11 protein-coding genes are annotated in these 15,202 nt (G+C 39.5%); all 11 read left to right on the plus strand.

Going from position 1 to position 15,202, the window contains the following annotated elements:
• Positions 1–102 precede the first annotated feature (102 nt).
• The 11 genes from pcrA (at position 103) to LMF89_RS07120 (ending at position 15,129) form a co-directional block, all read left to right on the plus strand.
• Positions 103–2,328, plus strand: coding sequence for a DNA helicase PcrA (gene pcrA / locus LMF89_RS07170; RefSeq protein ID WP_229534502.1), 2,226 nt, complete (start codon positions 103–105; stop codon positions 2,326–2,328).
• A gap of 132 nt (positions 2,329–2,460) precedes the next feature.
• A complete protein-coding gene (gene ligA, locus LMF89_RS07165) occupies positions 2,461–4,497 on the plus strand; it encodes an NAD-dependent DNA ligase LigA (RefSeq protein ID WP_229534501.1) in 2,037 nt (678 codons plus the stop codon).
• Positions 4,498–4,603: 106 nt separating this feature from the next.
• On the plus strand, positions 4,604–5,557 hold the full coding sequence (metA, locus tag LMF89_RS07160) for a homoserine O-acetyltransferase MetA (RefSeq protein ID WP_229534500.1): 954 nt from the start codon (positions 4,604–4,606) through the stop codon (positions 5,555–5,557).
• A gap of 565 nt (positions 5,558–6,122) precedes the next feature.
• A complete protein-coding gene (locus tag LMF89_RS07155; protein ID WP_007957628.1) occupies positions 6,123–8,051 on the plus strand; it encodes a PrkA family serine protein kinase in 1,929 nt (642 codons plus the stop codon).
• A 28-nt stretch (positions 8,052–8,079) separates the two neighbouring features.
• On the plus strand, positions 8,080–9,264 hold the full coding sequence (gene yhbH, locus LMF89_RS07150; protein WP_229534499.1) for a sporulation protein YhbH: 1,185 nt from the start codon (positions 8,080–8,082) through the stop codon (positions 9,262–9,264).
• Positions 9,264–10,547: a SpoVR family protein gene (locus tag LMF89_RS07145; RefSeq protein ID WP_229534498.1), complete on the plus strand. Its 1,284-nt coding sequence runs from the start codon at positions 9,264–9,266 to the stop codon at positions 10,545–10,547. Before yhbH ends, LMF89_RS07145 begins: the two co-directional genes overlap by 1 nt.
• Before the next feature lie 288 nt (positions 10,548–10,835).
• A complete protein-coding gene (gene gatC, locus LMF89_RS07140; protein WP_229534497.1) occupies positions 10,836–11,126 on the plus strand; it encodes an Asp-tRNA(Asn)/Glu-tRNA(Gln) amidotransferase subunit GatC in 291 nt (96 codons plus the stop codon).
• An 11-nt stretch (positions 11,127–11,137) separates the two neighbouring features.
• On the plus strand, positions 11,138–12,601 hold the full coding sequence (gene gatA, locus LMF89_RS07135; RefSeq protein WP_229534496.1) for an Asp-tRNA(Asn)/Glu-tRNA(Gln) amidotransferase subunit GatA: 1,464 nt from the start codon (positions 11,138–11,140) through the stop codon (positions 12,599–12,601).
• 3 nt (positions 12,602–12,604) lie between these two features.
• A complete protein-coding gene (gatB, locus tag LMF89_RS07130; protein WP_229534495.1) occupies positions 12,605–14,041 on the plus strand; it encodes an Asp-tRNA(Asn)/Glu-tRNA(Gln) amidotransferase subunit GatB in 1,437 nt (478 codons plus the stop codon).
• Positions 14,042–14,179: 138 nt separating this feature from the next.
• Positions 14,180–14,860, plus strand: coding sequence for a CPBP family intramembrane glutamic endopeptidase (locus LMF89_RS07125; RefSeq protein ID WP_229534494.1), 681 nt, complete (start codon positions 14,180–14,182; stop codon positions 14,858–14,860).
• 14 nt (positions 14,861–14,874) lie between these two features.
• A complete protein-coding gene (locus LMF89_RS07120; RefSeq protein WP_007957622.1) occupies positions 14,875–15,129 on the plus strand; it encodes a hypothetical protein in 255 nt (84 codons plus the stop codon).
• The last annotated feature ends 73 nt before the right edge of the window (positions 15,130–15,202 follow it).

Genomic DNA, 15,202 nt, shown 5'->3' on the forward strand with positions numbered 1-15,202 from the left:
TATATAATCTATTTTTTTTATAATTAACAGGAACTATTGTAATTTTGCCGAATTAATTAAGGTTATTAAAAACTCAAAAGTTGTGTTACTACGGAGGAAATTATGCAAAATATTATCGCTGGCTTAAATCCCATGCAAAGGGAAGCAGTTTTACATACCAATGGACCGCTACTCATTATGGCGGGTGCAGGATCTGGTAAGACCAAGGTATTAACTTGTCGCATTGCCTATCTTTTGGAACAAGGTGTAGCACCTTATAATATTTTAGCCATCACTTTTACGAATAAAGCTGCTGCAGAAATGAAAGAGCGCGTGCATACTATGGTCGGTGCTCAATCCAAAGATATTTGGCTTAGTACGTTTCATGCTTTTTGTGCTAAATTTCTGCGTATGGAGATTAGCGGAATGGCTGGTTATAAAAGTAATTTTGTAATTTATGATACATCCGATACCCAGTCTCTCGTTAAGAGTTGTTTAAAACAATTAAATCTGGATGATAAGCAGTTTCAGCCAAGCAGTGTTCTAGCTACCATATCCAATGCTAAGAATGCCTTACAAGATGAACAGCAATTCACATCCTTATCCAGTAATTTTCATGAACAAAAAATAGCAGAGATTTACCAGTTATACCAACAGAAATTGCGTACTAACAATGCATTGGATTTTGATGATCTGCTCATGCTGTCGGTGAGACTCTTACAGAATAATGAAGAGGTTTTGGCAAAATACCAACGTAAATTCCACTATATTATGATTGATGAATACCAAGATACAAACAGGGCCCAATACTTGTTGGCAGGTATGCTGGCGGATAAGCATCGCAATCTTTGTGTTGTAGGTGATGCGGATCAGAGTATCTATGGCTGGCGGGGAGCGGATATTCGTAATATTTTAGATTTTGAAAAAGATTATCCAGAAGCCAAGATGATTACCTTAGAGCAAAATTATCGTTCGACTCAAGTGATTTTAGATGCTGCTAACGCTGTAATTGAGCACAATAGCTCCCGGAAGCCGAAGGAATTGTGGACGCAAAATCCTCAAGGTGAACTGATTACTCACTATTTAGCTCACCATGAGAAGGATGAAGCCCAGTTCATTGGGGATACTATTACTAAGCTAAATACAGTGTATCGTACGTCTTATGGTGACGTTGCAATATTATATCGCACCAATACCCAGTCTAGGGCTATTGAAGAAGCTTTCATGCAGGCTGGTATTCCTTATGTGATTGTAGGCGGGTTAAAATTTTATGATCGTAAAGAAATCAAAGATATCTTAGCTTATTTGCGGGTTATTTTTAATCCGGCAGATAGTGTCAGTCTTTTGCGAATTATCAACGTGCCCAGGAGGGGACTTGGAGATACTACGATTAGCCGCTTAACAGCTTATGCTGCAGAGAATAATATGACATTGTTTGATGTGGTGAGTAATCCTGAATTAGTACCAGGACTTACTGCAAGAGCAAAAGCTCCGTTAGAATTTTTGGCGGAACTGATTTTTAACTTAATGGCTCAAGTACATTCTTTGTCTGTTGTAGAATTAGTGAACAAAGTAATGCATGACTCTGGTTATGTAGAGGAGTTGCAAAAGAGTACGGATTTGCAAGATGAAAATAGGCTGGACAATTTAAAAGAGTTTCTAAGTGTTGCAAAGGAGTTTGCCAAGAGTGACGGGGAAGAAACCTTAGAACGGTTCTTAGAGCAGGTTGCTTTGGTAGCTGACATTGATAATGCTGAAATATCAGAAGCCCGTGTTACACTTATGACACTGCACTCTGCAAAAGGATTGGAATTTCCAGTTGTTTTTATGGCTGGTATGGAAGAAGGGCTTTTCCCTCATTCACGCACATTAATGAATGAAGAAGAAATTGAAGAAGAACGGCGAATTTGCTATGTAGGTATTACAAGAGCCCGCCGCAAATTATATATGACCAATGCCCGCATGCGCACCATTTATGGCAGGACGCAAATGTTTCCTTTATCCCGGTTCTTGAGCGAAATTCCGAGTGCCATGGTGGAAAAATATTCAGGCAGGCAAAATCATTATGGTTTTGCCAGTAATGGAAGTAAGGCGACCATCAATCCGCCTGCTTCGACCTCATCCGTTGTACAAAGTCCCTTACGAGCTCCTATTATGAAAGCTCATCCTCAAAAAGGGCAAAGCAGTGGTGCTTGGAAAGTCGCTGATAAGGCTCAGCATACAAAGTGGGGAATTGGTACTGTAATTGAAGTGAAGGGGAGTGGAGACAGCCAGGAACTTAAAATTGCGTTTCCTGGCCTTGGCATCAAACTTGTCGTTGCGAATATGGCGCCGATTACCAAAGTGTAATAGAGAAGGAATATTAAGCCTTAGGCTGCGTGTTAGAGCAGCTTGGTATAAAAAGATACTTTTATGACAATATAAGAAAGCTGCAGTCTATGCTGCAGCTTTCCTGATTCTAATTTGGGAGTGATCAAAGTCGTGGAAAAAAAGCTAGATGATATACAGGAAATTCAAAACAAAATCATCCAGTTGCGTGAACAACTCCATTATCATAACTATCGTTACTATGTTCTTGATGATCCTGAAATTGGGGACCGAGAATTTGATCTGTTAATGCGTAGTTTAATCGAGCTGGAATCATCCTATCCCCAGTTGATCACGGCGGATTCTCCTACCCAGCGAGTGGGTGGTATGGTTGCAGGCGGTTTTAAGCGTGTAAATCATGCTACACCCATGCGTAGTTTAGGAAATTGCTTTTCTGCAGATGAATTACTGGCTTTTCATAATCGAGTGCAAAGTGGTCTGGGAGAAGAGCAGGGTATTGAATATGTAGTGGAGCTAAAGATTGATGGCTTAGCAATTAATTTAACTTATGAAAATGGTCATCTAGTGAGTGGTGTTACCCGGGGCGATGGTACCCAGGGAGAAGATGTGACTACGAATATTCGAACCATTAAATCAATACCTTTAATGCTGCGTGGTGATCATGTTGGGATTCCTTCTTTTCTAGAGGTCCGTGGTGAAATATATATGCCCAGTAAGGAATTTGAGCGTTTAAATCATGAACGAGAAGAAGCAGGCGAAGCATTATTAGCAAATCCGCGTAATGCTGCTGCAGGGTCCTTGCGTCAGCTTGACCCTAAGGTGACAGCCAATCGAGCCTTAGATATCTTTGTCTACGGCGTTGGTACTTATACAGGTATTGAATTAACTACACATGGACAAGTGCTAGGATATCTCAATCAACTAGGACTAAAAATCAACCCTCATTATAAGATATTTAATCAGATCGAAGATGTGATTGCCTACTGTACGGGTTTTGCTGAAAAGCGTCATGAACTTCCTTACGAGATTGATGGGATGGTCATAAAGGTAAATGATTTAAGCAGTCAGCAAATCTTAGGTTATACAGCTAAAGATCCGAGATGGGCGATTGCTTATAAATTTCCAGCGGAGCAAGCGATTACTGTGGTAGAAGATATTTTTGTAGGGCTTGGACGGACGGGAGTATTGACGCCAACAGCAATTCTTCGCCCTGTAAGAGTAGCGGGTTCCACCATTAGCCGAGCGACCTTACATAACCAGGATTATATAGAAGAAAAAGATATTCGTATTGGAGATACGGTAATTATTCATAAGGCAGGAGAAGTCATTCCGAAAGTTGTTTCAGTGGTAATGGAGAAACGTACTGGAGCACAGATCCCCTTTGTTATGCCAGAGGAATGTCCTGAATGCAAAGGCAAAGTAATAAGGCAAGAGGGGGAGTCTGCTCACAAGTGTACAAACCCCCACTGTCCTGCACTTTTTCGAGAAGGCTTGATTCACTTTGTATCTCGTGATGCTATGAATATTGATGGCTTGGGTCCAGCGGTATTAAATGCCTTAGTAGATACTGGTCTTGTTAAAGATGTGGCAGACTTGTATCAATTAGAAATGGAACAAGTCCTTACAGTACCCCGAATGGGTAAAAAGTCAGCAGAAAATCTGCTGACTGCTATTGAAAACAGCAAACAGGCAGGATTGTCCAGATTATTATTTGCTTTAGGCATTCGTCACGTTGGTGTAAAAGCTGCCGGAATCGTAGCACGGCGTTATGGTAATATGGAGGATTTAAAGCAAGCTTCAGTAGAAGAACTGCTGGAACTAGATGAAGTAGGTACTAAAATTGCAGAAAGCATTGTTGCGTATTTTGCTGCTGAAGAAAATTTAGAGCTGGTTGCTAGACTTGAAACTGCTGGCTTAAACATGATAGAAGAAAAACAAACAATTACGGAAAATCAGCTTTTTTCAGGGAAAACGTTTGTATTAACAGGAACCTTAGAAAAAATGAGTCGCAATCAGGCATCTGACATCATTCAAAAATTAGGCGGTAAAGTATCCGGCTCAGTTAGTAAAAAAACGAATTATGTGGTTGCTGGCGCAGAAGCAGGCAGTAAGCTTGATAAGGCTCAGCAGTTAGGGGTAGAAGTGCTAGAGGAAGAAGATTTTCTAAGAATGGTTGGGGATGGCAAATAAATTAAGAATAGTGAAAAGGAATATTAGGACTTATTGGAGAATTGCATTAGAATAAAAGTACGTAATTTGTTCCAATGATTTTTCAAGTGAAAAGGAGTCAAAGAATATGCCTATAAAAATCCCCAATAATTTGCCAGCTGTAAATATTCTTGAGAAAGAAAATATTTTTACAATGGATGAGGATCGTGCCTATGCGCAAGATATACGTCCACTTCGAATATTACTATTAAATTTGATGCCGACGAAAATTGTTACAGAGACACAATTACTCCGGTTATTGGGGAATTCACCCCTACAGGTAGAATTTGATTTCATCTACACAGCAACCTATGAACCTAAAAATACACCTCATGAACATCTCGTTAAATTCTATGAAACTTTTGCTGACGTGAAAGATCGTAAGTATGATGGCATGATCATTACTGGCGCGCCAGTGGAAAAAATGCCTTATGAGGAAGTTGTCTACTGGAATGAGTTGTGTGAAATTATGGATTGGAGTAGAAAGAATGTTTATTCTACCTTGCATATTTGCTGGGGAGCTCAAGCTGCTTTGTATCATTATTATGGTATTCCTAAACATGACTTACCTCAAAAATTATTTGGTGTGTTTCCTCACACTGTAAATATGAAAGAAAAAATGTTATTTCGGGGCTTTGATGAAGTTTTTTATGTTCCTCATTCCAGACATACAGATATAAAAAAAGAAGATGTGGAGAAGGTGCCCCAATTATCCATCCTGTCTGAGTCAGAAGAGGCGGGTGTTTATGCAGTCATTGACAAAACCTATCGGCATTTATTTATTACGGGTCATGCTGAATATGATGTATTAACTCTTAAAACAGAATATGATCGTGATGTGGCAGAAGGGTTGCCTATTAATATTCCAGTCAATTATTATCCCAATGATGATCCTCAAAAAACACCAATCGTGCGTTGGCGCAGTGCAGCCAATTTACTGTTTTCCAATTGGCTTAATTATTATGTATATCAAGGAACTCCTTTTGATTTGAATCGCTTAAGTGAAGATGAATTGCGTGGTATTGATGGGGATGGGATTTAACTAAAATCCTTTCTACATATTTGTCCGCTGCGAACTAATGAGAAAAACTAGAGGCTATATTCCATTCATAATGGAATATAGCCTCTAGTTTTCAGTATGAGTCATTATGGTATGACTACTACCGTATTCTTATTTAATAATCGTTATTGTACCTTCTTTGCGCGGTGCAGGAGTTGGTATTTCGCCAGCATTGTAGCCAAATGCTCCGGAAGCAACGGGTGTGCTTTTTGTTGACCTTTTTTCAGGATCATTCAATGAAAATCAGTAGTTAAGAGGTAAAAGAACCCTTAGACTAAAAAATTCTATAGTAATAATGTTTGCAAGGAATTGCATATCTATAATATAGATTTCATCTATTCGAAAGCCTCTAAGAAATTGTTTCTAAATATCTTTTACTACTGTAGGATAGTCTCTCGGAAAGTGCCATTTAGGACGGAAAAGATGAGCGCATAACTAAGGCTTCAACCTGCTACTTAATCCACGCTTTATGCTCATTTGCTAGTTTACGGCTATATATGGTTTTTCTCCGAGAGTACGCTTGTAAATTAAGGGGAGGGGCAATTTTATGAAAAGTTTTGACTTTGCAAGTCTTATACAACAAGACCGGGAAGCAAAGACGCATCGACAGTTTGATGGTGTGCTTCTTGATTATCTGGCAATCATTAAGGAAAATCCTAAGGTAGTCATGCTGGCGCATCAGCGCATGTATGATTTGCTGATTGCTGCTGGCGTAGAAACAGTAAAAACGGAAGAGCATCCACGTTTAAAACGAATCTATGGCAATGATCTATTAAAGCGCTACACATATTTTAAAAATGATTTTTATGGCATCGATAAGACACTCATGAAAATTATGCGTTATTTTCATTCTGCAGCGATGAAAGGAGAAGAATCTAGGCAAGTCCTCTATTTTGTTGGGCCTGTCGGTGCGGGCAAGTCTTCTATAATGGAAGCCTTGAAGCGAATGCTGGAAATGAGCCATTCTATTTATATCATAAAGGATTGTCCAATGCGGGAAGAGCCGCTTCACTTGATTCCGAAACACCTTCGTCCCAAATTTGAAGAGCTGTTAGGTGTAAAAATTGAAGGTGATCTTTGCCCTGTTTGCCGCTATCGTTTAAAAAATGAATACCACGGTGAGTTTGAGCGCTTTCCAGTAGAAACTGCAGAGTTTTCCATTCGGTCCCGTAAAGGGATAGGTACAGTACCTCCAGTTGACCCCAATAATCAAGATACTTCCGTGTTGATTGGATCTGTTGATATTTCTAAAATGGATTTATATCCTGAAGATGATCCTAGAGTATTGTCATTAAACGGAGCTTTCAATGTAGGAAATCGGGGATTGGTTGAGTTTATTGAAGTCTTTAAGAATGATGTGGAATATTTGCATACGATGATTACCGCTACTCAAGAAAAGTCCATACCGTCGCCAGGCAAGGGCTCTATGATTTATTTTGATGGCATCATTTTAGCTCACTCGAATGAAGCGGAATGGAATAAATTTAAATCTGATCATACGAATGAAGCGATTTTAGACAGAATTGTTAAAGTTGAAGTTCCCTATTGCCTGGAGCTGGATGAAGAAGTAAAGATTTATCAGAAAATTTTAAGAAGCAGCAGTTTCGATGCTCATATTGCACCTCATACGATTGAAATGGCATCCATGTTTGCCATTTTAACTCGATTGAGTCCGTCAGCCAAAGTAGACCCATTAACAAAATTGAAACTATATAATGGCGAGGAAATTGTAGAAAAAGGTTCTACAAAGAAAATTGATATTTTTGAACTCAGGGATGAAGCGCAGCGAGAAGGTATGACGGGGATTTCTACTCGCTTCATTATGAAGGCTGTAGATGTTGCCCTATCGGAATCAGAAAATAATTGTATTAACCCCATTAGTATTTTAGATACTTTAACTAAAGCAGTTAAGGAATTGGCCATTGCTGAAGATGATAAAAAACGGTATTTAGTTTTTTTACAAGATACCATTAAAAAAGAGTATCATAAGATTCTGGAGAAAGAAATTACACGAGCCTTTATACATGGATATAGTGAACAAGCGGAAAGCTTATTTAATAACTATTTGGATCATGCGGAGGCTTTTGCTAATTCAACTAAGATAAAAGATAAGAATACAGGCGAGGAGCTAGAACCTGATCTTAAGTTTCTTCAGTCAATCGAAGAACAGGTTGGTATTTATAGTACTGCGGCACCTGGTTTTCGTCAGGACGTGACTGCTTATATGTTCTCCGTCTTGCGTAATGGCGGCAAAATTGATTATCAGTGTTATGAACCGTTAAAAGAGGCCATTGAAAAGAAATTAACGGTAGCCGTTAAAGAAATTTCACGTATTATTACGAAGGCGAGAGTACGGGATAAAGAACAAGATACCAAATATAATGTTATGGGTGAGGAATTAAAAGCGAATGGTTATTGTGACCATTGTTGTAATGTCATCTTGAAATATGCGGCCAATAATCTTTGGAAGGACTAAGGGGTTGGTAGGAGGGAGATGACAAGTAGTGGCTATCTTTAAGGATGGGAATACGAATAGTTCAGATCGTTCGGCATGGGACCGCAAAAGACATCGTCAACTAGTGGAAGAAAGCATAAAAAAGAATTTAGGTGATATTATTGCCGAGGAAAGTATTATTGGGCAAAGCAAGGATAAAAAAATAAAAATTCCCATAAGAGGAATTAAAGAATATCAATTCATTTACGGAAAGAATGCCGGTGGCACAGGTTCTGGGGAAGGGCAGGAAGCAAAGGGGCAGGTTATTGGCAAGGCGAATGGTCAGCCAGGGCAGCAGCCAGGACAGGGGCAAGCTGGTAATAATCCCGGTGAAGACGTTTACGAGACAGAAATAACCATAGAGGAACTTACTAGTTATCTTTTCGATGATTTACAATTACCGGATATGGAAAGGAAAAAGTTCGCGCAAATCGAGTCAGAACGCAAATTTAAGCGTTCAAGCTTTCAGCGCAAAGGGATTCCACCCCATTTAAATAAGAAAAGAACGTTGGCAGAAAAAATTAAACGTCAAAAAATGGCGCAGCGGGATAAATATAATAATGAGGAAAACGAATCTCCGGAACGTATACCTTTTCATGAAAATGACTTGCGCTATTGCCGCATAAAAGAAGATACCCGCAGGCATTCCAATGCGGTAGTGATTTGTATCATGGATACATCTGGATCAATGGATCAAACCAAGAAATATTTAGCGCGCAGTTTTTATTTTTTGCTGTACCAATTTGTACGCTGGAAGTATGAACATGTTGAGGTAGCATTTATCGCTCATACGACCACTGCTCAAGAAGTGAATGAACAAGAGTTTTTCCATCGAGGCGAGACTGGAGGAACCTATATCAGCAGTGGGTATGAAAAAGCGTTAGAAATTATTGAACAGCGTTATAATCCAGCCATCTGGAATATTTATATCTTTCACTGCTCAGATGGTGATAACTGGGGTGAAGATAATGCTAAAGCTGTTGCTTTAGTGAACCAGCTTTGTACGATCAGCAATTTATTTGGGTATGGAGAAATAACAACCAGTAGCATGTATGGGAGTGCCATTAGCAAAGAATATGAAAAACAAATACACTTGGATAATTTTATTATGGTTATGATGGGCGATAAAACAGATATTTGGCCAGCATTTAAGAAGATCTTAGATACGGAATCTGCATCCGGAGGTAACAGCTGATGGCAGCCTATAGCTTAGACGAATTAGAATACTGGAATGATAAAATTGAAAAGTTAGTATGGGATGCAGGATTAGATTGTTATGAACAGCATTTTGAAATATGCAGTTATGAGGATATGTTGTGTTATGAGGCATACGTAGGTATGCCTTCCCATTATCCTCACTGGAGCTTTGGTAAGGCTTATGAAAGGCAAAAAACTTTTTATAAATACAATCTTGTTGGATTACCCTATGAAATGGTGATTAACTCCGATCCTTGCATTGCTTATTTAATGCGGGATAATACCTTGCTCATTCATATTTTGACCATGGCCCACGTATACGGGCATAATGATTTTTTTAAGAATAATCGTCTATTTAAACGGGATACACGGGCCAAGCTGGAGATGGAAATGTTTAAGGCTCATGCGAATCGTGTCAGGGAATATATACAAGATCCCAGCATCGGTCCAGATAAGGTAGAGCGTATTTTGGATGCGGCACACGGACTTAAATTTCAAACGTGCCGGCATGGCGAAAGAAAGCAAATTCCTGAGGAAGAGGAAGGAACTGTGCCAGAGCGGCTAAAAGATGATTTATTAGCATTTCTGGCAGAGAAAGGAAAGCTGGTTGAATGGGAACGTGATTTAATTCATATCGTACGGGAAGAGACTATGTACTTTATTCCCCAATTGGAAACTAAGATTATGAATGAAGGATGGGCCAGCTACTGGCATTATCAAATTTTAAATCAACTTGAGTTGCCACAGGGACTTCACTTGGAATTTTTACAACGCCATCATTTGGTGATACGTCCTCATCAAGGGCAGATTAATCCTTATTTTCTGGGCTTTAAGATGTTTGAATACTTGGATCAGCAGCCTGGCGGGCGAGAGAAGATTATGGCCATACGGTCTGAGGATCGGGATCAGTCTTTTATACGCCGTTATTTAAACCAGGAGTTGTGTGAAAAGCTGCATTTGTTCTCCTATGGCATACAAGGTGAAGATATAGTTGTAACAGAAGTTTCGAATGAAGAAGGCTGGAAAACAGTACGAGACAATTTGGCTAATGCCGTTGGCTTAGGGAGTATACCTATTATTAGACCTGTGGGGGTGGAAAATGGTACCTTACTATTAGAGCATGTTTGTGATCAACGAGAATTGGAATTAAACTATGCCCAGGAAACCGTCAAATATGTTGTTGATCTTTGGGGCGGAAAAGTTGATTTGCGAGTCAAGATCGATAATAATCCTAAAATCATTAGTTGTAGTGAAGGTAAAATAGTGAATGTACATGATTGAGAAAGACAAAGATTGCTGCAACGTCGATTCTGCGTTGCAGCAATCTTTGTCTGTAAGTGAAAGAATATAAGATGTGATGAACCACAAAGGAGTGCGCAAAATAGGAACCCTTTGTGTACTTTGCGTCTTTGTGGTTCGATTGTTGTACATTCTGATTGTCATTTCAAATTCTCATAATCCTCGCATCTTCGCGGTTTGAAATGTTTTATTTTTGAATTTCTCTTAAACATGGTATAATATAGTTTATTATGAAATTTCTTAACAATACTAAGTTTGGATGGTGAGATTGTGAAGATTACATGTAAAGATGTAGCGAATGTTGCTTTATTGTCACGACTGGAATTTTCCGAGAGTGAGCTTGAAACATTTACTGGACAGATGGATGCTATTTTAGAATATGCAGATGTTTTAAATAAGCTAAATGTTGATAATGTACAGCCTACTGCTCATGTGTTGCCGCTAAGAAATGTAATGCGGGCAGATGAAGCAAAGCCATCGCTGCCTCGGGAATTAGCATTGTCAAATGCGCCTGAACAGGAAGATGGTTATTTTAAAGTTCCTAAGATCATGGAAGGATAAGGAGGATAAGCATGGAGTTATTTAAACATACAGCGAGTCAATTGCATGAAAAATTAGTAGCAAAAGAAATATCAGCTGTAGAATTAACAAAGGCTGTGCTAGGGCGGGTTGATGCTGTCGATAAAAATGTACAAGCCTATATTACTCGAACGAGTGAGACTGCTTTGGCTCAGGCTCAGGCAGTGGATAGTAAAATTCAGCGTGGTGAGAAGGTTTCTGTGCTTGCTGGTATTCCAGGAGCTCTGAAAGATAATATATGCACCAAAGGAATAAAAACAACTTGTGCTTCAAAAATATTGGCAACTTTTGTACCTCCTTATGATGCAACCGTTGCTGAAAAATTAGCGGCAGAAGACGCTGTTATCCTTGGTAAAGCTAACATGGATGAGTTTGCTATGGGCGGTTCTACAGAAAATTCAGGATTTTTTCCTACTCACAATCCTTGGAATCTGGAAACGGTACCAGGTGGTTCTAGTGGTGGCTCGGCAGCCGCTGTTGCAGCGGGAGAAGCAATTTGGGCATTGGGGTCCGATACAGGTGGTTCGATCCGCCAACCAGCAGCCTATTGTGGTGTAGTTGGACTAAAACCCACATATGGTCGTGTATCCCGTTATGGACTGGTGGCATATGCTTCTTCCCTTGACCAAATTGGACCGATTACCCGTGATGTTACGGACAGTGCACATGTGATGAATATCATTTCCGGTTATGATGCCAAAGATTCGACTTCAATTAATACTGGTGTGCCTGATTATACAAAATCATTGGTAAACAATATTAAAGGTTTAAAGATCGGTCTTCCGAAAGAGTATTTTGTTGCTGGGATGGATGCTGAAGTAGAAAGAGCCATTAACAAGGCCATTGAACAATTAGTAGCTTTAGGTGCTGAATATAAAGAAATATCTATGCCCCATACGGAATATGCTTTGTCAGCTTACTATATGATTGCTCCGGCAGAAGCCAGTTCTAATTTGGCCCGTTATGATGGAGTGAGCTTTGGCCATCGAGTAGAAGGCAATGATATTATTGATATGTATAAGAAGACTCGCAGTGAAGCCTTTGGTGCGGAAGTAAAGCGCCGTATCATGCTTGGTACATATGCGTTGAGTTCTGGTTATTATGATGCGTATTACTTAAAAGCGTTGAAAGTTCGCACCTTGGTGAAACAGGATTTTGACAAGGCGTTTGAGCAAGTAGATGTATTGATTACACCGACGGCACCTACTACTGCTTTTAAATTGGGTGAAAAGACGAATGATCCCCTTGCCATGTACTTGCAGGATGTATGTACGATTCCTGTAAATTTGTCAGGAGTACCGGCGATTTCCATTCCATGTGGTTTTGCAGCTGGCATGCCTATTGGTATGCAAATCATCGGTAAGCCTCTGGGAGAAGAAACAATCATTCGCGCTGCCTATACATTTGAGCAGAATAATGATTACCACAAGGGCTTTGCAACCCTAGGGGAGGTTTAATCGATGGATTATGAAATAGTAATAGGGTTAGAAATTCATACAGAGCTAAAGACCAATTCAAAAATTTTCTGTGGATGCAGCACAAAATTTGGCTCAGAACAAAACACTAATGTTTGTCCAGTATGTTTGGGACTTCCTGGAGTTTTGCCAGTCATTAATGAGAAAGTAGTAGAATTTGCTATAAAAGCAGGGGTGGCTCTCAATTGTGAAATCCTGCCGTTTAGTAAGTTCGACCGTAAGAATTATTATTATCCTGATCTGCCGAAGAATTTTCAAACCTCTCAATATGACTTACCCATTGCAGTAAATGGGCATTTAGATATTGAGGTAAATGGAGAAACCAAACGTATTAATATTACGCGCATACATATGGAAGAAGATGCTGGAAAGCTGGTGCATTCAGGTGCGACGATCAGCAGTTCGGACTCTGCCTTGGTAGATTATAATCGTACAGGAGTACCATTATTAGAGATCGTTTCTGAACCAGATATTCGCTCCGCAGAAGAAGCCAGGGCGTATTTGGAAAAAGTAAAAGCCATTTTGGAATACTTAGATGTATCGGACTGCAAAATGGAAGAAGGCAGTTTGCGCTGCGATGCTAATATTTCCCTGCGGCCACATGGACAAGCTGCCCTTGGTACAAAAGCGGAAATTAAGAATCTCAATTCTTTCCGTTCCGTACAGCGTGGTATAGAGTATGAAGTGATTCGTCAGGAAGAAATACTAGACGATGGGGGAAGAGTGATTCAAGAAACACGTACTTGGGATGAAAATAAAGGGATCACTGCTTCTATGCGTAGTAAAGAACAGGCCCACGATTATCGGTACCTGCCAGAGCCTGATTTGGTGCCAATTGTGGTTGACCCAGCCAGAGTGGCCGAAATTCGTGCTAATTTGCCAGAACTGCCTGATGCTCGCAGGCAGCGTCTAATGAATGATTACGGCTTATCAGAATATGATGCTGGCATTATTACATCTAGTAAAGCGGTAGCTGATTATTTTGATCAAAGTGTGCAAAATAATGGAGATGCAAAAGTAGTAGCTAATTGGTTGATGGGGGAAGTATCTAAACACTTAAATAGTGAAGGCATAACCATTTTGGACTGCCCTGTTTCACCTAAACAATTGACTGAACTGCTTACTCTAATTGAAAAGGGAACAATTTCTAATAAAATAGCCAAAACTGTATTTGAAGAAATGTGGACCAGCCGCAAAGATGCAGAAGTGATTGTCAAAGAAAAAGGGCTGGTGCAAATTTCCGATAGTAGCGAGATTGTTGCCATTGTAGAAAGTGTAATCGCAGCAAACCCTCAATCCGTAGCTGATTTTAAAGCAGGTAAAGACAAGGCCATAGGATTTTTAGTCGGACAAATTATGAAACAAACAAAGGGACGAGCGAATCCGGATATGGTAAATACCTTACTGCGTGAAAGATTATAATAAGATAGAGTGAAAATAGCTTTTCTGTCGATACCAAGGCAGGAAGGCTATTTTTTGTTTAAAAATTTCCAAGCATGAAAGATGATATGGACGTGCATAATGGTATTGATATGTCTTTCTAATTTAAGAGGTAGTATTATGCTAGAAAATAAAGCCCCTTGGAATCTCAAGGATGTTTTTTCGATTCATGTATTACGATTAATGGTAGGTTTATTCTTAGTAAGAGTTTTATATCCGATGATTTTTGTGGCGACACCTTTTGTCATAGAAGTGACCGATCGATTGGTGGTATTAGCGCTGGTTTGTTTAGTAGTCCGAAGGCATAATGGCAACTTCAAAGCACTAGGACTAACCTTTCAGAATTTTAACAGAAATTTATTCTATGGAATCGTTGTTGGTTTTATATTGCTAGGTGTGAGCATCTTTAGTGAAAGAATATATACGACAGTTCTTTTTCTCACACCTAGTCAGCATCCTTTAGTTGCCCAAGTTGAAAAAGCCATTTCATGGCGTGACCTAGCCTCCCCTTTATTCCTAGCTGGGGCATTAGCACCTTTGACAGAAGAAATACTATATCGATTGTTTACTTTTTTACCCATGAAAGAAAAATGGGGATTTTGGGGAGGAGCGATTGCTAGTTCCTTCGTTTTCGCACTTATGCATTTTAATTTGTATTGGCTTAGTGAAATGATTCTGGTTGGAGTGGGCTTATCCTATCTTTATTATAAGACAGGCTCACTCATTAGTTCGATTGCTGCCCATTCGGTGCTTAATACATCTAAAATTATTATGTTGTTTTTGGGGATATCATTTGTATAAAAGGAGATGAAAGTATGCCAAAATGTCAAAACTGTGGTAATATAAAAAGTTTCGGGGCTAGTCAGATTCCTCCCGCGGGTATGTATGCGAATGGTCCTTTATCAGGTATAATCGGAGAATTTAAAACAGATCGTGAACTGATGTGGGTTCATAGTTCAGGTGCCACCAAGTCCATGATTAATGCTGCATGCCATGAACCTCAAAAATTTTTTGACATATGTGTACAATGTGGTTATCAATCTGTTTTGTGGAGTGAAGAGGGCGAGTAACCTGCTCAGAAGATGAAGGAAAGGAAAAGTTAAGAGTGTAAAAGGGGTTTTTATGGAAATAGTCGAAGTATAT

This window comes from Pelosinus baikalensis (genome assembly GCF_020819555.1).
GTDB classification, from domain to species: domain Bacteria; phylum Bacillota; class Negativicutes; order DSM-13327; family DSM-13327; genus Pelosinus; species Pelosinus baikalensis.

What these genes read in the sequence shown, in the direction of transcription:
- pcrA (WP_229534502.1), top strand. Translation starts at nt 103, where the DNA reads ATGCAAAATATTATCGCTGGCTTAAATCCCATGCAAAGGGAAGCAGTT.
- metA (WP_229534500.1), top strand. Translation starts at nt 4,604, where the DNA reads ATGCCTATAAAAATCCCCAATAATTTGCCAGCTGTAAATATTCTTGAG.
- LMF89_RS07155 (WP_007957628.1), top strand. Translation starts at nt 6,123, where the DNA reads ATGAAAAGTTTTGACTTTGCAAGTCTTATACAACAAGACCGGGAAGCA.
- LMF89_RS07145 (WP_229534498.1), top strand. Translation starts at nt 9,264, where the DNA reads ATGGCAGCCTATAGCTTAGACGAATTAGAATACTGGAATGATAAAATT.
- gatA (WP_229534496.1), top strand. Translation starts at nt 11,138, where the DNA reads ATGGAGTTATTTAAACATACAGCGAGTCAATTGCATGAAAAATTAGTA.
- gatB (WP_229534495.1), top strand. Translation starts at nt 12,605, where the DNA reads ATGGATTATGAAATAGTAATAGGGTTAGAAATTCATACAGAGCTAAAG.
- LMF89_RS07125 (WP_229534494.1), top strand. Translation starts at nt 14,180, where the DNA reads ATGCTAGAAAATAAAGCCCCTTGGAATCTCAAGGATGTTTTTTCGATT.
- LMF89_RS07120 (WP_007957622.1), top strand. Translation starts at nt 14,875, where the DNA reads ATGCCAAAATGTCAAAACTGTGGTAATATAAAAAGTTTCGGGGCTAGT.